The sequence below is a fragment of the Hyphomonas sp. FCG-A18 genome, assembly GCF_045287255.1.
Lineage (GTDB): Bacteria > Pseudomonadota > Alphaproteobacteria > Caulobacterales > Hyphomonadaceae > Henriciella.
Window position 1 is genome coordinate 1,400,809 of the sequence record NZ_CP137142.1, and the last position, 21,747, is coordinate 1,422,555.

16 protein-coding genes are annotated in these 21,747 nt (G+C 53.5%); 5 read left to right on the forward strand and 11 right to left on the reverse strand.

Going from position 1 to position 21,747, the window contains the following annotated elements:
- Positions 1-65: 65 nt before the first annotated feature.
- On the forward strand, positions 66-698 hold the full coding sequence (locus tag RYZ27_RS06930; protein ID WP_406681663.1) for a TetR/AcrR family transcriptional regulator: 633 nt from the start codon (positions 66-68) through the stop codon (positions 696-698).
- Positions 699-747: 49 nt separating this feature from the next.
- Here RYZ27_RS06930 and RYZ27_RS06935 read toward each other — a convergent pair whose 3' ends face one another.
- From RYZ27_RS06935 to RYZ27_RS06955, 5 genes are all read right to left on the reverse strand, one after another.
- Entirely contained in the window at positions 748-1,587 is an 840-nt protein-coding gene (locus RYZ27_RS06935) for a hypothetical protein (protein ID WP_406681664.1), read from the reverse strand.
- Positions 1,588-1,716: 129 nt separating this feature from the next.
- Positions 1,717-2,634 (reverse strand): alpha/beta hydrolase, encoded by a 918-nt coding sequence (locus RYZ27_RS06940; RefSeq protein WP_406681665.1) that lies wholly within the window; start codon positions 2,632-2,634, stop codon positions 1,717-1,719.
- An 11-nt stretch (positions 2,635-2,645) separates the two neighbouring features.
- A complete protein-coding gene (locus tag RYZ27_RS06945; protein ID WP_406681666.1) occupies positions 2,646-4,850 on the reverse strand; it encodes a TonB-dependent receptor in 2,205 nt (734 codons plus the stop codon).
- Between the two features lie 95 nt (positions 4,851-4,945).
- Positions 4,946-5,335, reverse strand: coding sequence for a hypothetical protein (locus RYZ27_RS06950; RefSeq protein ID WP_406681667.1), 390 nt, complete (start codon positions 5,333-5,335; stop codon positions 4,946-4,948).
- Between the two features lie 143 nt (positions 5,336-5,478).
- Positions 5,479-7,008 (reverse strand): leucyl aminopeptidase family protein, encoded by a 1,530-nt coding sequence (locus tag RYZ27_RS06955; RefSeq protein ID WP_406681668.1) that lies wholly within the window; start codon positions 7,006-7,008, stop codon positions 5,479-5,481.
- 326 nt (positions 7,009-7,334) lie between these two features.
- Between RYZ27_RS06955 and RYZ27_RS06960 the strand changes: the two genes are divergently transcribed.
- Both RYZ27_RS06960 and RYZ27_RS06965 read left to right on the forward strand, forming a co-directional pair.
- Positions 7,335-8,429 carry an efflux RND transporter periplasmic adaptor subunit gene (locus RYZ27_RS06960; RefSeq protein ID WP_406681669.1) on the forward strand — a complete coding sequence of 365 codons (1,095 nt, stop codon included), beginning with the start codon at positions 7,335-7,337 and terminating at the stop codon, positions 8,427-8,429.
- The gene (locus RYZ27_RS06965) at positions 8,426-11,674 is read left to right on the forward strand and encodes an efflux RND transporter permease subunit (RefSeq protein ID WP_406681670.1); all 3,249 of its coding nucleotides are present in this window, start codon (positions 8,426-8,428) and stop codon (positions 11,672-11,674) included. The genes RYZ27_RS06960 and RYZ27_RS06965 overlap by 4 nt, the downstream gene beginning before the upstream one ends.
- A 15-nt stretch (positions 11,675-11,689) precedes the next feature.
- Here RYZ27_RS06965 and RYZ27_RS06970 read toward each other — a convergent pair whose 3' ends face one another.
- The 6 genes from RYZ27_RS06970 to RYZ27_RS06995 form a co-directional block, all read right to left on the reverse strand.
- Entirely contained in the window at positions 11,690-12,361 is a 672-nt protein-coding gene (locus tag RYZ27_RS06970; RefSeq protein WP_406681671.1) for an acyl-homoserine-lactone synthase, read from the reverse strand.
- 55 nt (positions 12,362-12,416) lie between these two features.
- A complete protein-coding gene (locus tag RYZ27_RS06975; protein WP_406681672.1) occupies positions 12,417-13,319 on the reverse strand; it encodes a LuxR C-terminal-related transcriptional regulator in 903 nt (300 codons plus the stop codon).
- Entirely contained in the window at positions 13,276-13,656 is a 381-nt protein-coding gene (locus RYZ27_RS06980) for a hypothetical protein (RefSeq protein WP_406681673.1), read from the reverse strand. Before RYZ27_RS06980 ends, RYZ27_RS06975 begins: the two co-directional genes overlap by 44 nt.
- Positions 13,657-13,743: 87 nt before the next feature.
- Positions 13,744-15,117, reverse strand: a complete 1,374-nt coding sequence (locus tag RYZ27_RS06985) for a TolC family protein (RefSeq protein ID WP_406681674.1) — start codon at positions 15,115-15,117, stop codon at positions 13,744-13,746.
- A complete protein-coding gene (locus RYZ27_RS06990) occupies positions 15,114-18,227 on the reverse strand; it encodes an efflux RND transporter permease subunit (protein ID WP_406681675.1) in 3,114 nt (1,037 codons plus the stop codon). Before RYZ27_RS06990 ends, RYZ27_RS06985 begins: the two co-directional genes overlap by 4 nt.
- A 9-nt stretch (positions 18,228-18,236) precedes the next feature.
- Entirely contained in the window at positions 18,237-19,301 is a 1,065-nt protein-coding gene (locus tag RYZ27_RS06995) for an efflux RND transporter periplasmic adaptor subunit (protein ID WP_406681676.1), read from the reverse strand.
- 290 nt (positions 19,302-19,591) lie between these two features.
- Between RYZ27_RS06995 and tig the strand changes: the two genes are divergently transcribed.
- Together tig and RYZ27_RS07005 are read left to right on the forward strand one after the other, a co-directional pair.
- Positions 19,592-20,923: a trigger factor gene (gene tig, locus RYZ27_RS07000; RefSeq protein ID WP_406681677.1), complete on the forward strand. Its 1,332-nt coding sequence runs from the start codon at positions 19,592-19,594 to the stop codon at positions 20,921-20,923.
- Positions 20,924-21,121: 198 nt separating this feature from the next.
- Positions 21,122-21,727 carry a c-type cytochrome gene (locus RYZ27_RS07005; protein WP_406681678.1) on the forward strand — a complete coding sequence of 202 codons (606 nt, stop codon included), beginning with the start codon at positions 21,122-21,124 and terminating at the stop codon, positions 21,725-21,727.
- The last annotated feature ends 20 nt before the right edge of the window (positions 21,728-21,747 follow it).

Consider the following 21,747-nt stretch of genomic DNA (forward strand, 5'->3'; position numbering starts at 1 on the left):
GGGACCTGCGAGTTTTCCGTATTTGTTATCGAGCTCGTCATAGTTTGGCGCTATAGTTTTCCTCAATGAAAACGCGTGATCGTATCCTGTCTGCAAGTCTGACACTGTTCAATTCGGAAGGCGAAGCCAATGTTACAGCGCTCGACGTTGCGAATGTTATGGAGATCAGCCCGGGTAACCTTTACTACCATTTCAAGGGTAAAGACGCGCTCATCAAAGCGCTATTCGATGCCTTCGAAGATGAAATGACAATCATCCTGAAGGGGGCTGAAGATCGCCTGACCTCTCTCGAAGATCACTGGGTTTTCCTCTACATCCTGCTCGAAGAAATCTACGATTTTCGTTTCTTTTATCAGAGCCTTGGCATTTTGACGGCGCGCTATCCCTCTCTGGCTCATCGGCTTGAAGCGCTCAATCAGCGGCTCCGCACGACGCTCGACATTTCCCTCCAGAACTTCGGTCAAGACGCCCAGTTTGCGCAAAACCCACGGGTGAAATCCGTGCTTCTGGACCAGCTCATTTCAACCCTGACCTTCTGGCTTGAAGAGGACGTGATGCATGGCCGGGAAACCCCTGCCGCGGTTCTCATTCACCAGACCGTCTTAAGAGCGCTTCTGACCGTCGCGCCTTATCTGGATGGTGACCAGCAGGAGGCCCAGCGCCAGATACTCGGGAAGTATGATCAGGTTCTAGGCTAAAGCCGCACACACCTAGACTTCAGGTAAGATGCGTGCGGCCTGAGAAACCTTAGGCCTTCACAAGCTGTTTGGCTTGCTTGACCCACTCATCCCGGACCAAACGACCGCGGGCACCGATTTTTTCGTCCAGCTTCACAGCGTCAGCCTTTTTCAGATCAGCCAGATGCGTGAAGGCTGTGATGCCCTGCTCATTGAGCTTCTTCGCCATGGCCGGCCCAACGCCATTAATCACTGTCAGATCGTCAACTTTGACCTTTTTAGGCTTCTTATTAGCCTTCTTCTTTGTGGCTTTTTTCTTGGTCGCTTTGGCGGCTTTAGGGGTTTCCTTGACCTCAGGGGCCGCTTCAGGCGCTTCGAGATCGCCAACATAAGCTTCAATCTCTTCAGAGAGGCGCGCCAGACGCTTCTTAAGCATCAGGTCACCTTGCTTAAGGGTGCCTTTGGTTGCCGTGGCAACATCGTCTTCAAGCTTTTCAAGGCCGCGGACCAGCTTGTTGCCGATCGTGCCTTCCTTGTTGATGCCCAACAGGCCGCGCATACGCTCCATGCGCGCATCAAACCGATCACGAACTTGTTCCTGAATCTTTTGAGAGGTATCGGCAACTTTCTGCGCCTGCTTGGAGGCAGTCGTGAACGCAGAGGTTTCACCGAGCTTGGTCATTACGTCTGTCTCGATCTCGCTGCCGCGCTTGACGAGGTCTTCGAACATCTCAACCGATTGCTCATTCACCGCGACGGCACCTGACCGCGCAACCTGAAAGGCCATGCCATAGGCTCCGATCCCGGCAAGCCAGATATTGCGTGACAGCTCGACTGCACCAGCTTCAATCGCGCGGCCCTTTTTGCGGGCCTTGGCGCGCATATCAGATTTCTTGGTCTCCTTAGCCATGACGGCCTCCTTCAATTGTGCAATGCAGCATTCATATCCGGAAAGATTAGAAACAGCATACTAATCGAAAAACGGAGAGCACTTTCAGAAAGAAGTCTCTGGATTTGGCCCCATCAAATCAACCTTCACTCACTTTGCGCCCAAGAATTGAGATACTATAGCCATACTCCGTCTACTCGAAGCAATTCGGCCACTGAAATTGGCGCAGCCATGTATTGTGCCTGTTGCAACTTCGGTCTGGGTTTCGATGCCATTCGCCTTCAGGAGATCGCCATAGGCAATACATTCATCATAGAGCGGATCAAATTCCGGGATCATGATGAGGGTTGGTGGGGTTCTCGAGAAATCGGTTTCGAGCAGCGGTGTCAGAAGCGGCGAAGTTGGGGATTGGGCTTCGCCGCAATACTGCATGGCTGCACCGACAATCCCATCTGACGTCAGGAAGTGGTTCCCACCCCCATACTTGCGTCGAGATTTGTATTGGGCATCCGGACGCAAATCGATGACGGGATAAAGTAAAGCTTGCGCCTTGATCGTCACCCCTGCCGGGGGATGGTTAGAGATCACAGCCGCGAGATTGCCACCAGCGCTATCCCCAATCAGGCTGACATCGCCGCCATAACTGGTCTGTACCCATGCGATGAAAGCCGACAAAGCTTCATAGGCTGCAGGTGCGGGCTGCTCAGGGGCTTGTGGGAAGTCCGGAACCAGGACCCGCATTCCGGTCTGGGCGCAGAGCCATCGGCCCAGCGGTGCATAACAAAGCGCATTCCCCAGAGACCACCCACCCCCGTGAATGAGGACAAGTGAAGTATCGCCGGGCGCCTGATGAGCGGGTTCGATCACCAGAGCTTGATAACTGTCGCCAAGCTGACAATCGCTCAACCAGCTTTCATTGGTTGGACGATCCGCTGGAGCCGTCCACCCAGCAAACACCTTATCGTAGGCTTTGCGAACAACGGAAATGTCCGGATCACCTTTAGTTAGCGGCTCTATCGCCTTCAGGTCACGCAGAACCGCCTTGGTCTCAGCATCAAGCTTTGGCATCGTGATCAGCCCTAGTAACGCACTGATGCGGTCAGGCTGACGGTACGCGGCGCGCCATAATAGCCAAGCTGGTAGCCAAGGCTGTCTGACAGGTCGAAGCCCTGCGTGCGGTATTCCTTATCCGAAAGGTTCCGCCCAGCCAGAAGCAGCGCATATTTCCCATTGGCAAATTCGAGGCCAATCGAGGCGTCATAAAGCGTGTACCCGCCCTGGCGCAGGATCTCGCTGGAGCTGACCGTTGGGAAAACCTCTCCGCGATAGGAAGCGGCGGCATTGACCACGAGTTCTGTATCCTGGCCGACAGATCGTCGGTAGTTCGCGGCCAGACGCCCAGTCCAGTCAGGGGCATTGGCCGGGGTCAGCGTATCAGAAACATCTGCACCGTTCTCACCGATAAACTCATCATACTCCGCGTCGAGATAACCACCAGAGAGGTCAAAGCGCAGGTTTTCAGTCGCCTGCCAGCTCCCTTCGATCTCGAAGCCTGCGATTTGCGCTTCGGCAGCATTGGTGAAGATGGCTGCGAAGGCGCCATTCTGTTCTGTGAAACTGGAGACTTGCAGGTCTTCATACTCATTGAGGAAGACCGCCGCGCTGGCAAAGATCGCCCCATCGGCAAAATAGCCTTTGATACCAGCTTCATAGGCGGTCAGCGTTTCCGCATCGAAAGGCTGCGCTTCAAAGCCTGAGTTTGACCGTCCGTCAAAACCGCCACTCTTGAACCCCCGCCCGATTGAGGCATAGCCTGTAACATCATCATTAAAGTCGTAAGAGACCGAGATGCGCGGTGAGGTATTGGAGAAGGTTTCAGACGTATCGACGTCCGTGACGCGAGCGCCTTGGCCAATCTGCGGGACCAGCGGTGTTGCCGCATCGAAGAATTCCTGAACGCGCTTGAAGTCTTTTTCTTCTTCTGTCAGGCGCACCCCAACACTGACGCTTAAGCGATCTGAAATGTCGTAGGACAAGTCGCCATAGACCGCCAAAGCCGTCGTCGTCTGGTCATTAATTGAGTTTGAAACAAAGGCGATGTCCGGGCCAAAAATGCCGGATTCGGTGACATCTGCCTCGTCAAAATAGTACAGGCCACCGACCACGGATAAAGGGCCATCCTCGTAATTGGCCTGCAATTCCTGGCTAAACTGGTTCTGGTCCTGAAAGACGAAGACGCCGAAGAGCGGTGACCCGGTCGCATCGAGATCGAGGTTCGCATCATACTCCATTTCCCGATACGCGGTTGTGGAGATAAGGGTCAACGTATCCGACACATCCCATGTCGCGCGTGCAGAAACACCGCGGACACTCAGATCACTGAGGCCATTGAAGTCAGCCTCTACCGTGAATGGGTCTTCGCTGGGAGGAAACGCACCAAAGACCGCTGTTTCACGTGCTGGTGTCCGCGATGCATCAGGCGTGTCTGTCGAGCCATCGGCAGAGAACTGGATGCGAAAATTATCGGTGATGTTGGCCAGAATAGACCCGCGCCAGGCCAGCGTGTCGCGATCTCCATCATCCTCACCTGTGATTGTATTGTCGGAATATCCATCACGGGAGAGATACGCGACTGCGGCTTTGCCGAGTATTTTATCGCCTGAGATTGGGCCAGAAACACCAAGCGAAACATCTTTCTGGTTGAAGTTGCCCAGGGTTGCTGAGGCAGAGAATTCAGGGGTCTCACTGGGCGCGCGAGAGACAAATTTAATCGCGCCACCAATAGTGTTACGGCCATAGAGGGTTCCCTGCGGCCCGCGTAGAACTTCGATACGTTCCACATCAAATACATCAAGGAATGAGCCTTGCGCACGGCCCAGATAAACATCGTCGAGATAGATACCGACACCGGGATCTGCGAAGGCGAGACTATCGAGCTGTCCGACCCCGCGAATATAGGCCACTGTATTTTGGGCATCGCCCTCATGCAGGACGATATTGGGAACGCTTGACTGCAGGTCGCCGATCTCAGTGGCCCCAAATTGAGCAATGTCATCAGCGCCGATGGCTGTCACAGACCCTGGAACGTCTTTCAGGGACTCCTCGCGGCGCCTGGCCGTAACGGTTACACGGTTTAAGGTTTTCACCTCTTCACTGTCAGTCACGGCGCTTTGGCTGGGCGCTTCTGCTTCTTGTGCGAGCGCATTTGGCGCAAAAGCGGTCAGGGCCATTATGGAAACACTGGCCATAGAGAATGCATTCCGAGCGTATCGGCGATTGGTCATGAATTCCTCCCATTTTCTCTTTTCAGCCATTCTGCTCGGTAGCTTAAAAAGAAAAAGCGAGGAGATTGCCGACAAAGTACCCGCAAAAACTGCGTTTACTTCGCAGACTCCGGTACACTTAAAAACGCCTGCACGCGGTCGAGCGTCCTGCGCAAATGATCAACCACCATTTGCTCCAATTCCGGGGTTGGGCGGACATAGGCTGCACGACCATCCTGATCGTCGCGAACCTTGACCAGATAACCGTCATCAACTGCGCGTTTGATCCGCTCTTCCCGTGTCCGGTTAGAGCCAGACTTCATGCGTTGAGCCAACTGACTGACCGTTAAAGGGGACCCGTCCCAATGCGCGCGAACGCAGCCAATCAGCATGTACCAAAACTCTTGCGTGAAATAGTTCGTCTGCGCCCCAAACGTGTCGTCCCAATCCCGAGCATAGAACTCGAGAGCGTCCATCCAGTCAGTGAGTTCTTTCCGATCGCGCATCGAAAATCCTTCTTGTAGCGGCGTAAAGTCTGACCGCTTGAAGAGGATTCGTCAATTTGGTGGGATTTGCACTACCCTTGCGGTATCACGTAAACAGATAAGCCGGGTCCCATGAACCCGGCTAACTGTTGCTGATAACAAAGCTACTCGCTTTCGCGGCGAAGGAGCTCGTCCATAAATCGCACACCCCAGCCAGCATGGCCTTTAGGAGTTGTTGGGGTTCGGCTGTCGAGCCAGTCCACACCAGCAATATCAAGGTGTACCCATGGCAGGTCTTCGGCAATGAATGTGCCGACGACAGCAGCGCCAATGGATGCGCCTGGGCTGCCACCAGTATTCTTGATATCGGCAATATCGGACTTGATCTGCTCGAAGTGAGAGGGGTGCAAAGGCAGTGGCCAGACATCTTCACCTGCAGCTTTACCCACTTCCATCATCTCAAGGCTCAAGGAGATATCACGCGTAATGACAGCGCCATAATCGTCGCCCATCGCGCGGGCGGCAGAGCCTGTCAGGGTCGCAATATTCAGGATCATACGCGGGTCGAACTTCTCCTGTGCATAGTGTACAGCATCGAGCAGCATCAAACGGCCTTCAGCATCGGTCGACATGATCTCAACCGTCTTGCCTGACATGGAAGTGAGGACATCGCCGGGGCGGATCGCATCCTGAGATGGCATATTCTCTGCCAATGGCATCAGGCCAACAACATTGACGTCTTCGCCACGCTTGGCCGCAGCCAGAACGGCACCCGCAACAGCGGCAGCGCCAGACAGGTCAGACTTCATCAGCCACATGCCATTATTCGGCTTGATACTGATCCCGCCAGTGTCAAAGGTCACGCCTTTCCCGACCAACGCAATCGGTGCAGCGTCGCTATCCGCCGCCCCGGTATAACGCACGACCAACAGACGTGGATCGTGGATCGACCCCTGACCAACACCCATCAGCGCGCCCATGCCTTCCCGGCGAATGTCGCGCGCATCAAGCACACTGATGCGTACATTCGGCACACCGCGGAAAGCTTCCCGTACGGTATCAACAAACACTTCAGGCCAAAGAGCGTTACCCGGCTCACTACCGAAATTACGGGAAAGCTCCACACCCTCTACAAGATAAGCCAGGTCGTTTTCATATTTGGCTGCAGCGCTCGCGCCGCCGATCAAACGAACCGTGTCTGGATCACTGGCTTCATGGTCGGACTTGTACTTTGTGAAAGCATAATCGCCAAGGGCGTAGCCAGTCGCAATATAGGCCGCCGCGTCACCACCGCCCGCAGCCAATCCATCAATGATCAGGGACAACCCGTCACTATCATCTGCCGACATTGCGGCATGGCCACCCAGATCCTGCAGCTTGCGTGGGGTCAGCGCTTCATCACCAATCCCGATCAGAGTGACATGATCGTGAGCGCCAACAGCAACGAGTGAAAGGGTTTCACCAAAGCCGCCCTCAAAGCCGGCAACCGCCATGGTTTGCGTGATCCGATTGCCCGTTGTAGCGTCAATCGCGCTTGCCGTTGGGCTGAGCGTTCCATCAGCGCCTACGTACAGGACAAGATCACCGGATTGCGGGGCCTGTGCCGCATCAAAGCTGAATTGCGGGGCGGCCAAAGCCGCCGGGCTAAGGAATGCAGCCGCGATACACGCGGCAGAGAAGGTTTTCGATGTCAACTGGGTCTCCCATATGTTTCTACCCTCTCAGATAGAAACAAAATCGCGCACCCCTCATCGCAAATTCCTATGGTTGCAACAGGAAATCGGGATGGCTGCAAGGCAGGGGCAAACCCTTCAGCCACCGAGCTTAAGGAACGGGTGGCACTTAACGCTGCGACAGTTCGCGGACTCAAAAACTGATAATTCGTGAATTATATGTTTTTCGATTACATCAAAGTATCGACGTATTTTTTTCCGATAGAAACCTCTGGTCGTTATTAGGATTAATCGCTGTTATCCGCAGCTATCTATATTGTTCGCGCTCCAGAAAGGCTGACTTCACCATGCCCTCCCTCCCAAAGTCTGTACGGACCGCCGGTTTTATCTTGCTGGCATTGCTCGCCTACTTCATCATTCGTGGTGTGACGCGTTCGAGTGCGGAAGATGTTCAGGTGCCAAAAGCCAATGCAAGCGCGACCGCCGAAGCTGCGAAACCGGAAGTCATCGTAACGCGAGCGCAGCCCAAACCTCATCAGGTCATCGCTACTCTCAAAGGTCGGACAGAAGCAGACCGCGAGATCACAGTTCGATCCGAAACAATCGGTACCGTAACCAACGCACGGGTGAATGAAGGCATGGTGGTTAAAACGGGCGCACTCCTTTGCGGCCTGGATGTTGAAAGCCGCGCGGCACGCATCGCAGAAGCAGAAGCCAGCGTAGAAGCCGCACGCCTAGATTATGAGGCATCGATGCAATTGGAGGAGAAGGGCTGGACAACCTCTAATCGCGCTGCCGCAACGAAAGCGACGCTCGATCGCGCTGAAGCTGCCCTGGCAACGGCGAGGATTGAGTTGCGCAAGACACGCATCGTGGCCCCATTTGATGGCGTTTTTGAAGCGCGACTGGCCGAGCATGGCGACTTTCTGTCTGTTGGCGCACCTTGTGGCCGACTGGTTGATCTCGATCCGATAATCATCGTCGTAGAGGCCACTGAAGCTCAGATGGGCGCGCTCAATGCTGACATGCCCGTTCAGGTAACCCTCGCGACAGGCGCTGAAGCTGAAGGGACAATTCGCTTCGTCGCTCGCACAGCCAGCCCACAAACCCGAACCTTCCGTATTGAAGTTCAGGTTGATAACCCTGACGGCGCGATTGCAGCGGGTTTGACAGCTTCCGTTGATATTGGTCTCGGCCAGGCACCAGCCGTCTTGCTGACGCCAGCTTCACTTGTGCTGCATGATGATGGCCGTGTCGGCGTTCGCTATGTTGATAATGATGATGTCGTTCAATTTGCTGAAGTGACCGTGATTGATGATGCCTCAGACGGCGTTTGGGTCACTGGCCTACCCGGAGATGTTAACCTGCTTGTTGCCGGACAAGATTATCTTCGTGAGGGCGTCGAAGTCACGAGTTTGCCAACTCAGGATCAACAACCATGAACGGTTTGATTGATGGTGCTATTGGCCGTGCGAGAATGGTTCTGGCCATTCTTTTGGTGGCCCTTATCGCGGGCAGCCTGACCTATATGAACCTGCCCAAGGAAGCAGACCCTGACATTCCAATCCCCTTTGTTGGGGTCACCATTCCACTAGAAGGGGTCTCCCCTGAGGATGCTGAAAGGCTGCTTGTCAGACCTGTTGAAAGTGAGTTGCAGGGTATTGAGGGGGTCAAACAAATCGACTCTTTCGCTCTCGAAGGCGCAGGTCAAATCATTATCGAGTTTGATGTCTCATTCGATCAGGATCAGGCCGTTCTCGACGTTCGAGAAAAAGTGGACCTGGCTGAACGCGAGTTTCCAGACGAAGCCCGAGAACCCGTGATCACTGAAATCAATGCATCACTTTTCCCGATTCTCGCGATCAACCTTTATGGTGATGCGCCTGAACGCGAACTCTTCCGATTGGGGCAAGATCTAAAGGACGAACTTGAAGGTTTGCAAGGTGTCTTGGAGGCCCGCCTTCAGGGGGACCGGGAAGAGGTTCTGGAGATCGTTGTCGATCCGGCTAAACTCGAAGCTTATAATATCTCTTATCAGGATATTCTAGCCACGGTTGCAAACAACAATCGGCTTGTCCCGGCCGGACGCATAGATATGGGCCAGGGCCGCTTTCCAGTGAAGGTTCCCGGCCTGATCAAAACCGCAGAGGATGCTTTCGACTTACCCGTTCTGGCGGAAGGCGATGCCACGATCACTTTGGCGGATGTCTCGACTGTGCGGCGCACGTTCAAGGATCGCGAGGAGTTTGCCAAGTTTAACGGCCAACCCTCAATCTCTCTACAGATCATCAAACGCACCGGTGCAAATATCCTTGATACCGTGGCTGATGTCGAAGCGGTGATTGAGCAATCTCGCGACAGATGGCCAAGCTCGATCAATGTCACGCTGACCTCAGACATGTCAGAAATGATTGATGAGCAACTCGGCCAGCTTCAGGCGTCTATCGCCGTGGCCGTGGTTCTTGTGATGATCATCGTCGTTGCCGCGCTGGGTTTACGGTCTGCCGGTATGGTCGGGCTCGCCATTCCTGGGTCTTTTGTCATGGCCTTTCTTATGCTCGGCGTCTTTGGCTACACGATCAACCTGATGGTGATGTTCGGTATGGTGATCGCCGTCGGAATTCTCGTCGATGGCGCGATTGTTGTGGTTGAGTATGCCGACCGGAAAATGGCCGAAGGTCTGCATCGAAAACAAGCCTATGGTATGGCGGCAAAACGCATGTTCTGGCCGATTGTGGCCTCATCCGCGACGACCCTTGCCGCATTTTTCCCATTCCTGTTCTGGGACAGTCTCGTTGGCAAATTCATGTCCTATTTGCCCATCACCCTGATCTTCGTTCTGGTCGCTTCGCTGGTTATGGCCCTGATCTTCCTGCCTGTTCTTGGGTCGGTCGTCGGCAAGCGCAGCACTGATGACACCAATCAGGGTCTTGCTGGCGTTTCCGGGGTTGATGGAGACCCTCTGGAAGCTTCAGGTTGGTTTGGACGCTACGCCCGCGCAACATCCGCCTTGATCAATCGCCCCTTCCTGGTGACGGCAGGGGCGGCCGCTTTGGTCATATCGATCTTTATGTGGTTTGGCTCGACCTCACACAAATCCGAACTGTTTCTGGATGTTGAGCCTGAACAGCTTTATGTTTTCGTTCAGGCACAAGGCAATCTGTCTGCCGATGAAGAGTATGCGATTGTCGACCGCGTGGTTGAGCGATTGCTGCCCTTGGATGGCATTGAATCCATGGCCTCAACCTCAGGCAGCGAAGGCTCTGGTTCGTTTAACTTTGACGGCGTCAGCTCACCCCCTCAGGATACAATCGGTCGGGTACTGATCAACTTGAAGGATCGCGATGACGGCTATGATGGCCGCGTGACAGAGCAGAACATCCGTAACGCGCTTGTCGGTGTACCGGGCTTGCGCACCGAAGTTCGCAAACTGGAGCAAGGCCCCCCTGTCGGCAAGGATGTTCAAATCGCCCTCAAGTCCAATAATGGCCCAGCCTTGCTGGAAGCCGCAGCGCAAGTTCGGGCTTTTGTGGACTCAATGGATGGCCTCCGTGAAGTCGAGGATAGTCGTCCCCTACCAGGCATTGAGTATCGCCTAGAGGTGGATCGTGCCCAGGCTGGAAAATTCGGCATTGATGTCAGTCAGGTCGGCGCAGCAGTTCAGCTTGTCACAAATGGCATTCTGGTTGGCCGCTATCGGCCGGATGACGCCTTGGATGAAATCGACATTCGCGTGCGCTTTCCTGAAGCCGAACGCAGCGTCGAGGCGCTTGACCGTCTACGGATCGCAACTCCGGAAGGACAGGTGCCCCTCTCGCAATTTGTTACGCGAGAGCCAGCGCCCAAAGTGACAAAGATTGAGCGCCGTGACGGTAAACGCGTCATCATGGTGCGCGCCAATGCCGTTGAACAAGGGGCCGGTGCCGCAAAGGTTGCTGAAGTCAAAGACTGGTTGGAAACCGCGAATCTCAATCCGGCAGTTGATGTTCAGTTTGAGGGCGCAGACGAAGATGCTGCTGAAGCAAGTGCTTTCTTCCAGGTTGCGGCTTTGTCAGCCCTGTTCCTGATGGGCATCATCCTCCTATGGGAATTCAACAATTTCTACCACGTGCTGCTCACACTTTCGGCTGTTGTGCTCTCTACAGCCGGCGTCCTGATCGGCATCCAGCTTGTGTTGCCATACATCTCCATCCTGATGATCGGCACAGGGGTTGTCGCGCTGGCCGGAATTGTCGTGAACAATAATATTGTGTTGATTGATACGTTCCAGCGTTTGCAGCGGGATGGACGAACAAGCGAACAAGCTGCCATCGCCGCCGCAGCTCAAAGAATACGCCCTATTCTTCTAACCACGCTGACAACGATTTGTGGTCTGCTGCCCATGGTCTTCATGATGAATGTGAATTTCGCAGACGGTTCGATCAGCTTTGGAGGGATTACGGCGGAATGGTGGGTACCACTGGCGACTGCTGTCGTCTTTGGTCTCGGATTCTCAACCATGCTCACTCTAATCGTAACACCGGTTTGGCTCGCAGCTCCGGCGAAGATGGGGCGCTGGCGAGACCGCATGTATGCGCGCGTTCGCGGTAAAGTGCCCACATCTGTCACAACTATACCTGATCCAACACAGCACTGGTCAGCGCCCGATGCTGACACTGGTTCAAATGTACGTCCTGCAGCGGAGTAGTAAGCAAGTAGGATATCAAGCCGCAGCGCGAAGCTGAATGGATGAGACCGGCCCATAGTACATCAGTACGGTTTCCTCAGGATCATGCAGTAACGACCTAACTTGCGTTAGGCCGTTACGAGTCATGCCTGAAATGCCTGCCACATAAGCAGGCTCAGACAGACTCTCTGCATGACGTCCCCCCAAGGGTTGTGCGCCCCACGCTTCACGCTGGATTGCTGTGTAGACGTTTTCACGCACAACATATTCCAGCCGACGAATGCCGACCTGCAAGCAATATTCAGTGATCGCGGTGAGCATCCTGGCGCGGACCTCCTTCCAAATTGAGCGATCACCTCCAAAGCGCGGTGTGAAATACCCCAGCCGGGATAGCTCCCAAAGATCATTAGCAATCGGTGGCGCACTGCAATAATCACAATAATGCGCAAATCGTGCACGCATCATATGCGGTCCCGTTGTTGGATTTAAACGGGCAAATCCAACGATATCACGTGCCCCAGGCATCCGTTCGATAATGTAAACTGTACTATCCTGGTCAAAGGCATCCTTATCATATCCCCGTGTCACCCCAACCGCATCTGGACACCAACCGAGACGCTCAAAGAACAGTTCATACCGCCGTTCAAACATCTGTTCGAGGTCCGCCAGATACAGGTCGCGATTATCAGGAAGGATAAGCTCAGCCATGCTCGTGAGTGTCGCCACTCAAAAGCCTGTCCGAAACTATCCGATCGGATAGGGTTTAGATTAAAACCACATTTTTGTTGATCGATTTCGCAATCAATTGCGCGCTCGTATGCGCATTCACTTTGGCCATTGCAGCACGCACATGATGCTTCACCGTCGCTTCGCTGACCTGCAAAGCTGCCGCGGCGCTGCGTGTGGTCATACCCAAAGCCAGCAAACGCACGACTTCGCGCTGGCGGGGCGAGTAATCGGGCTCAACATCCTCGGGAAACGGCCCCATCACCTTGTAAAGCCGCGCGTAAGCCGACGTGAGCACGTGGTGCATCATGCCAATCTGGGTCGGGCTGAAATGTGAAGGATCGAGATCGAAACCAATCGTCCCGGCCCCTTTACGCATATTGATATCGGCGATCGGAAAGGTCAGTCCGTGTTTTTGACCGGTATGTTCAGCGCAAAGATCAGCAACCTGCCGGGCACGTCTGTCAGCATTCATCATCGCCTTTTGCCAGGTAAACGGTGCGGTGCTCTGATGCGAGAGAATGATCGCCGGGTCATGGGCATAGTCATTCATCTCACGGCGAAGTTGAATATAGTCAGAGGACCAATTGGTGACAGTCAAGCGTTGAGCTTCGTTGAGGTCCTGTGATTTCAACTGAAATATGCCGAGAACACCCTTGTGATGAGAATCATGCTCAGCCCCATCAGTAAATTCGCGAAGGAATCGCTTAACGCGCGCAAAAATCCGTTTGGCATCGCCAGCAAGCGCGCAGTCACGGATGGCTGCCGACATCATAACAAATTGGTTTTGTTCTTCTTGATTCACCACTCCGCCCTCTTCCGAAAACAAATAGACGGTTTTTGCCCAAAAGACTATCCAGAGGGCTGAAATGTCTGGCTTAGATGCGTTTTGGCACCTAGGCCTTGTGCCAACGCACAGCCCAGAAGAAGAAGCTGGCAAAGGCAAACAGCAAGAAACCACCTGTGTAGCCTGCCAAAACAGCAGTATCGGCGTAAATGTGAGTTCTACCCAATGTATCGAGCGTGATGGCGAGGCCATCCAAAGTCATTGCGGGCAAGGCGATCAGCACCGTTGGGGCAAGCATGTCATGCTTGGTACGTCCCGTAAAACGCGCGATTACGGGGATCGCTAAAATCGGGAAGAAGAAATTTGCAATCCAGAACACGATATGGATCGACCCGCCATCAAAGACGTAGGGTACGATAAAATGCAGGAGAATGGCGGCACTTAGCCAAAAAGCGACACCAATCAAAACGAAAGTCAGTTTGCGATCCATGCTTTCATCGTAATCGAGTAATGACCTCTTTGAAAAGGCATCATGCGTCGCAGCACATTACGCGGTCACTTCCGCCCCAAGCAGTGACTACTGCCAATCACCACCCAGAGCCAAACTTAGGCCAACCCACTCATCTAGCCTGGCGCGTTCAATCGATACGAGATCAGCATCGGACGAGAAAACACGTTGTTGAATGGTCAATACATCCAGTAAATCCGTTTCCCCTTCGTCATAACGAATTCGAGCGACACGCAATGCCTTGTCAGCTTCATCCGCAGCGATACGCAAAGATGCAGCCCTTTCACGCAATACGATATTGCGATCAAGACCACTTTCAACTTCCTGGAAGGCTTCGAGACTGGCCTGCGCATAAGCAGCTATCGCCTGCTTTTGCTCGGCGCTGGCTTGCTGCACCTGTGATTCACGTAGGCCGCCATCAATCAAAGGAGCCACAAGACTTGTTGCGGCCTGCCAGGCAATGTTGGTGGGATTAAGGACATTCACCAGATCAGGTGAGGAGCCACCAAGACTACCCGTCAAACTGATGGACGGCATTCTGGCCGCTTTAGCTTGATCAAGGCTGTTAAAAGCAGCGGCCACAGTGCGTTCTGCTGCAACAATATCAGGACGCCGCTCAAGTAGCTCAGATGGAATACCGGGTTGTGGCTGCGGCGGAACATCTGGCAGCCCCTCCCTCACATGCAGATCAGCGGCAGGATAACGCCCAAGAAGCACTTCAAGGGCGCGCAGGGCATCCCGCTGCGCACCTTGTGCTGCCGTTAGAGATGCGCGCGTGCGCGCAAGGTCAGATTTCGACAAAGCAACATCTTGAGACGTTGCCAATCCAAACTCGTTTTGCACGCCGACAATTCGATCGATTTCTGTCAGCGCATCGAGATTCTGTTGAGCCACATCAGCTTGCAGACCCGATTCAATGGCCAGAAAATAGGCTCTCGCAACAGCTGCAGCCAAAGAGTACTGGCTGTAAACGTAATCTGCTTCAGCCGACTGCGCACTTAAAACGGCAGCTTGCTCGCCGGCACGGATTCGCCCCCAAACATCTGCCTCCCAGCTTGCTTGAAGTCCGACACTGTAAGTATCAGAGCTGGCCCCTTCGATAGACCCGCCTCGTCCAGCACTCGAGTTCAAGCTCACAACGGGTGACAAAGCAGCCCCCGCCTGACCCGCAAGCGCCCATGATCGTTCAACATTAGCAGCAGCAGCTTGAAGGTTGTTATTGTTTGCCTGAGCCTCCTGCACCAATCCCATCAAGACCGGATCACTAAGCTTCTCGATCCAACCAACTTCAACTTCACCCACGCGCTCACTTGCCATAACCCAAGCGTCCGGAATTTCCGGCAAGGCCTCTTGAGCAACACGCGCAGCGTCTTCTGGAGGCGTGATTGTCGCGCAACCGCCAAGGCTCAACGCAACAAGACAAATCGAAATATATCTGATCATACTGGAAGCCCTTCCTCGATAGGCAAATCTTCTACTGGTTCTGCTGGAGGCGGCATTGCGGTTTCATCTTTGGATATTCTGAACAAAAGAGCGTAAAGAACAGGTGTTACCAAAAGCGTGATCAGCGTTGCGAAGCTCAAACCGAAGGCCAAGACAACCGTCATCGATTTGAAGAACGCATCAAAGTATAGCGGCAATATCCCCAAGACCGTTGTGAAGGCACCCATGGTCACAGGACGCAAACGACTGGCGGCAGACTCAACCAAAGCATCAAACCGCGGCATGCCTTGTGCAATCATCTCATCGGTTGAATCAACCAAAACAAGCGAGTTCTGGATAAGAAGACCGGATAGAGACAGAAGCCCCAATATCCCCATAAACTCCAGGGGGGTCTGAGTTATGACCAGTCCAACCACAACACCGACAATTGCCAGCGGCACAATAGACCATATGACAATCGGCTGGCGCACGGCATTGAACAGGACCACGACCACCAGGATCATCGCCAACAAACCAAGCGGGATCGTGCTGGCGAGGCTTTCATTCGCTTCCGCGGAGTCCCCGGCCTCCCCTTCCCACGTCAAGCGGTAGCCCTCAGGCAGAGGGATCGCTTCAATTTGTGGCCTAATACGGTTTTGCAGATCGCTCGCGAGCATCCCTGACCGCGGGTCACATTGCGCTTTAATCGTCAGAACACGATCCGTACGCAAGAGTTTACCATCACGCCAAAAGATCTCTGCATCATCAATCACCTGTGCAAGCGGCACGGATTGCTGCGTGGTTGGGCTTATAATCTGCAAGGACGCAATGGCCCACGATTCGCGATTTTCTGCCTCTGGAGAGCGAGAGATGATTGGGATCAGGCGATCCCCTTCCCGATACACACCGCGCTGCAGACCTGTCAGATTCTCCTCAAGCGCTTCAGCAACATCTTTTCGCGTAATCCCAACACGCTCGCCTTTGTTTTCTGAGTAAACAGGCTCAAACACCGGCACGGGACGCCGCCAATCGTCCTTAATCAGAATGGCATTGCCATCATTGGCCATGATCTCCTTCGCCTGATTAGCCAGCTGACGGAGAACCTTGGGGTCCGGACCGCTAAAGGCGGCCTCAATCTTGGACCCCCCGCCTGGGCCTAGTCGGAATTTCCAGACTTTGGCTTGAGCATCAGGGAAAGCTTGATCTGCATAAGCCTGAATTTCACGGATTAGTCGGTCATTATCGCGATAATTGGACGTTCGGGCCAAGATCTGGCCTGTAGAGGCATTATCCGACCCCGCATCATAGGTGAGCATATAGCGAAGCGTGCCACCGCCAACCAAGGTATGAACATGCTCAATCCCTTCCTGAGCACGCACAAACTCCTCAAACCGAACCATATCGGTCTTCGTGCGTTCAATATCTGTCCCTTCCGGGAGAAAGTAATCGATAACGATTTGTGGTGTCGTCGAAGCCGGAAAGAAGCCTGACTGCACATAGCGGAACCCCATAACCGCAAGAGCAAACACGCCAACTGTGGCCCCGAGTGCCAGAGCTTTATGCGACAAAACTGTCCTGATAAGGCCCTTGTAAGACCTCATAAAGCGTCCATCCGGTTCCTGAGCCTCATCAGCACCCTTAACCGTTTCAGGAAACGCCCAATAGCAAAACAGCGGTGTAATTGTGAAGGCAAGCGCCCAACTTAGCCCAAGAGCAATCAGAACAACCCAAAACAGAGAATTGGTAAACTCGGCAGTATCTCCCGGAGCAAACCCAATCGGTGCGAAAGCAATGATTCCAACGAGTGTACCGCCAAGTAGCGGTTTCAGATTCTGTTTAGCCACTTCACGAGCAACTTCCAGTTTCTTCCTGCCCTTCTGGACGCCGACTAGAATGCCATCCGTGATAACAACCCCATTATCCACCAGCATGCCGAGAGAGATCACAAGCGCACCTAGTGAAATACGGTGCATTGGTATCCCAGCGACCCACATTATCAAAAGCGTGGATGCCATTGTCAGGAGGACTGTTGCCCCCATGACCAGGCCGGAGCGAAACCCCATAAAGACCAGTAGAGTTACAAATACGATGGCAAGAGCTGAGACTACGTTCCAAGCAAAATCTCCAATCGACTGATCAACGACTTTACCCTGATGATAATATTCATGAAGGACCATACCGACTGGGCGCTGGTTTTCGAGTTCAGCCAGTTTGGCATCGACAGCATCCCCCATCTTCACGACATTAACGCCTGACAGATTGGAAATCCCAATGCCTAGAGCAGGTTGCCCATCATAGCGGATGTATTGTGAAACCGGCTCACGGTAGCCTCGCGTCACATCGGCAATAGCGCCTAAACGCGTTACACTCTCACCGCTGGGGCTGGCGACAATCAATGACTTAATCGCTTCAACAGAAGAAATATCACCTGTTGGCCTGATTTCTACGCGATTATCGCCCAGTAGAATATCCCCTGCTGAAGTTACCGTATTTTGCTGCGTAAGCGTGTCGTAAACCTGGTTGAGGGAGACCCCCAAAGATGCGGCGCGGTCACGCGAGACCTCAACATAGATGACCTCTTCCTGCTCACCAATAATACCAACTTTCGCCACGCCACTGACCAGTAACAGCTCTCGACGCAAAGACTTGGCATAACTTAGCATTTCAGCCGGGGTATAGCCTTCCCCCGTCAGAAGATAATAAACCCCGTACACATCGCCGAAATCGTCCTCAACAACTGTGGGTCCCGCACCAGGTGGGAGATCACGCTGCGCGTCATTCACCTTGTTGCGCACTTTTGTCCAAACCACCTGAAGGTCCGACTTGGTCCGTGAATACTCATAGCGCACATGTACACTGATATCTGAAAGGCCCGCTGATGAAATCGATTCAACGGATTCGACCTCTGGCAACTGTTGTAAGGCTGTTTCCAACGGCTCGGTCACTTCATTCATGACCTCTTCCGGGCTGGCACCAGGATATTGTGTAAACACTTTTGCCACGCGGATTGTGAACTCTGGGTCTTCAAACCTCGACATGTTTTCAAATGCGAGCCAGCCCCCTCCAAGAGCAATCAGCATGGCAATACAACATAAGAGCGGATTCTTGATCGCCCATTCTGCACTATTCATTGGGCACCCCTATTCCGGAACCCAACGGCGAACCGTCATACCGTCATGGAAAAAGGAGACACCCGCAGCGATAAGTGTCTCGTTACCATCAAGTCCCGCTGTAACCGTAACATAGTCACTCACATCTGATCTCACTGTTACCTGACGTTTGGAGATCGTCATTGTCTCCATGTCGACGACCCAAACAAAGGTATCATCACCCTCAGCCAGAATCGCAGAAAGCGGCACAGCTGTCCCTGACGCCACCAAGTCTTCAGCCCCATTCACAACGAAAGAAGTTTCAACAGTCGCGGTCATGCCGGGCAAAATGAATAGATCTTCTGGCGCATTGAACGAGAAGCTGACCTCATAGGTCTGCGTGTTCGGATCAGCTTCCGTCGAGGCTTCTTTAAAGGTCCCGGTAATGTTTGCGTCTGGCGCAGCATCCAGGCGAACTCTGACCCCCACAGGCACGAGTTGTGGCATCCTCGCGATAATGGTGCCGGGAACGTTTACGACAGCCTCAACTTCTTCACTTTGCAGGATGGCGATAGCTTCCTTGGCCTGCACGTTTTGGAATTGGCGGCCAGATACAGTTGAAATAACCCCCTTGAACGGCGTTCTCAGGACTGTGTCTTCAACTGCTTTCTGGGCTGTGCTGAAAGCCGCCTGCGCTACATCTCTCTGCGTTTTCCGGCTTTCCAGGACACTACGGGAAATCGCATCTTGCGCCGCCAACCGTTCAGCACGCTCATATTCGGCGCTTGCGTTCTCCAACTCAGCCTGCGCTTGGGTTAGCCGATTTCGAGCATCACGCTGATCAAGACGTGCAACGACGAGACCGGCCTCAACCTCATCTCCTTCCAGAACATTCAGCTCTCGAATTTCACCAGCAACTTGAAAGGTAAGCTCTGCGGTCTGGGCCGCTCGAATGACTGCTGGAAATGATAGATTCCGTTGGTTGGATGCAGCCTCAACCTGTATCAATTTTGCCGGTCTTGGTGCTGGCGGAGCTTCACTCTCCAGATTGCTCTCTGCCGAGCAGGCAGCAAATATGAGCGTCGCGAGGATTACACTTATGTTACTGAGCCTCATTCACAAACTCCCCTTCATACTTTGCTCGTCTATCATAAGCTTAGAATAGCGTCTCATCATTTTTCCGATGTGCCTGCTAATGTAATTCTCTGCCGCAAAACATAGCAGTTTCGAAACCGCCTAAAGCTTATCAGGGCTAATGGGATACACTGTTTGCAGGGGCTGCGCATGTTTCGCGTGGACACGGTTTGCCCCCTGCCCTATAGAGCGCGGTTTCAGATTACAGCAAAAGCGCTCCCGTAGCGCGGGTCCGAGACAGCAGGGCCTGACCAGATTGAGGAATGATCACCATGGGTGTCGAAACCAATGAAGGCCTGAGCCGGATGTATGAAGTCAGCGTGCCTGCTGCAGATATACAGAAGCGCCTGGATGAACGCATTGAAGAAATTCGTCCTCAAATGAACCTTAAGGGCTTCCGCCCTGGGAAAGTTCCAGCCTCACACGTCAAGAAGATGTTCGGCAAATCTATTATGGGTGAAGTGGTTCAGGCCCTCGTCGAAGAGACCAGCCAGAAAGCCATTGCAGATGCTGAGGTCCGCCCGGCTGGTCAGCCTGAAATGGAAATGGAAAGCGACATGGAAGCGGTTTTGGAAGGCAAAGCCGACCTCGCCTACAAAATGCATGTCGACATCATGCCTGAGTTCGAACCAACCGACATCAAGAAGCTGAAAGTGACCAAGCCTGTCGCCGAGATTTCTGATGAGGAAATCGAAGAGCGCCTGGGACAGATCGCTGAATCGAACCAGCAGTATGACAAGCGCGCTAAAACCGCCAAAGCCCGTGACAAAGATGCTGTGGTTATGGATTTCGTTGGCAAAACAGATGGCGAGGCTTTTGAAGGCGGCGCGGCTGAGAACCACACGCTGGTCCTTGGCTCTGGTAGCTTCATTCCTGGTTTTGAGGATCAATTGGTCGGCGCCAAGGCTGGTGACGAGTTGGAAGTCAATGTGACTTTCCCAGAAGACTATCAAGCCGATCACCTTGCAGGCAAAGAGGCAGTCTTCGAGGTCAAGGTCCACGAGGTTCGCGCGCCAAAAACGCCGGAAGTCGATGAGGACTTCGCTAAAGGTCTTGGACTTGAAAGCCTTGATAAACTCAAAGAGATCGTCACGCAGCAAATTCAAAGTGAATTTGATGGCGCCTCACGCGCAAAAGCCAAACGCGCCTTGCTCGACCTGCTTGACGAAAAGCACGACTTTGACCTGCCACCAAAGATGGTGGATCAGGAGTTTGACCAAATCTGGCAGCAATTGCAGACAGAAATGGATGCTGGGCGCACAGCCGAAGAAGACAAAGATAAGTCTGAAGACGAACTGAAAGAGGAATATCGCAAGATTGCCGAGCGGCGCGTGCGTCTGGGTCTTGTGCTTGCCGAGATTGGGCGTGAGGCCGAGATCACAATTGCTGAGAATGAAGTTCAACAGGCGCTGATCAACGAAGCTCGCAACTTCCCTGGCCAAGAGCGCCAGGTCATCGAGTTCTTCCAGCAGAATCCGAATGCGATGGCACAGCTGCGCGCCCCAATCTATGAAGACAAAGTCGTCGACCACATTATGGACGTGGCCAAGGTTGAGGAAAAAACCGTCTCCAAAGACGAGCTGCTTAAGGAAGATGAGGAGTAAACCACTCCCACCCCTCCTTAAACCAAATAGTGCCGGGCCATGCGCCCGGCATTTTTGTTAGAGGAGATTGTCTCAGCAGACACCCCACGAAAGCTCTGATCCTAAGGTGTATCCCTTAGAGACAAACTGCCTCTTTCATGTTGGAGCGCTTCAAGATACAGCTATCGCGCACAGTTCAGACTAAGGGACCGCTTTATAATGACTTTTTTCAAAACAGCTCTCGCTTCCGGTATCGCCCTCAGCGTTTTGGCAGCCTGTGGAGGCTCTGGCACAGAAAGCGCGCCTGAAGAAACAAAGCCCGTTGAGAATCCAGTCGTTACACCAGAGCCTGCAACTGAAACAGAAGCCCCGGCAGAAACAACCGAAACGCCAACCGAAACTGCAGAAGCTCCAGCACCAGCACCAGAAGTGACACCAGCTGCGGCCCCCGAGGCTGACCTCGCTTCCGAGTTTGCCAACCTTCCAGAACCCTATAAGTCAGCAGACTATGCGCGTGGCCGTCGCACATTCAAGCTTTGCCAGTCCTGTCACACCCTTGCGGAAGGCGGCGGCAATCTGGTTGGCCCAAACCTCTATGGCGTCTTTGGTCGTGAGGTTGGCGCTGTCTCAGACTTCACTTACTCTCGCGCGGTTCAGGAGGCTGACTTCGTCTGGACCCCGGAAGTGCTTGAGCAATGGCTTGAAAACCCACGAGGCTTCCTGCCAGGCAACAAGATGAGCTTCGCCGGTGTACGCCGCCCCGATGATCGCCATGCCGTGATCGCCTATATCATGGTTGAAACGGGCTACGAGACCGCCCAATAGCAGCTTTCGTTAACAGGAAA